This window comes from Vibrio sp. 2304, assembly GCF_033339475.1.
In the GTDB taxonomy this organism is placed as follows: Bacteria; Pseudomonadota; Gammaproteobacteria; order Enterobacterales; family Vibrionaceae; genus Vibrio; species Vibrio alginolyticus.
The window spans coordinates 1-612 of sequence record NZ_JAWOUQ010000080.1 but is presented as its reverse complement, the minus strand read 5'-3'; the positions used below and the strand labels follow the sequence as shown (position 1 = coordinate 612).

General features: G+C 37.7%; 1 protein-coding gene. It reads left to right on the top strand.

All coding sequences use genetic code 11. The features are described from left to right. Positions 1-85: 85 nt before the first annotated feature. The coding region (locus tag R7P64_RS24360) for a hypothetical protein (RefSeq protein WP_318124186.1) at positions 86-612 on the top strand (527 nt) is incomplete at its 3' end.

Below are 612 nucleotides of genomic sequence, written 5' to 3'. Positions count from 1 at the left end.
CAGGGTCACTTACTAGTCTTGCATTGGCCATTTGTGTGTTAATTATGATTTATTTCACTTTCATTTCCGCATAAAGGAATCACTAATGTTATATTGGAAAAAAATGCCATCACTCTGGATCGGTAATAGACTGACAGAGTTTAATAGTTTAGAGACTTCACATGCCATTGCCGCCATAAAGATATATATAACTTTTTGTCTCTTTGGAAAAGAAGAGGATGATGGAGTGCGAACCGTAAAACTTACGTTTACAGAAATAAGCGAAATAGCTTCTATCAGCCGATCTTTGGTAAATGAAGGTCTCAAATTGCTCGATAATAAAAAACTAATTAAATACCTATCGCCCGCGTCAAAAAGAAAGAAAATCTATACAGTGGATGTTGATGGGTGCATTCATGACGGATGGTGTAAGCTGCCTATGGCAGGCATCGTTAGCGAAGACAGGACAATCAGCGCCTTCCAGTCAATGCATAATAGATACCATTTTGAGCTTGTAGCGCTTCAGCTATATTTATACCTTCTATATGCCAGAGATAACTTCCAGGAGCATGTGTTAGCTAGAAAACAAACTATTTGCGAAAAGCTTGCTTGCCGCAATGTAGATTTAAATAA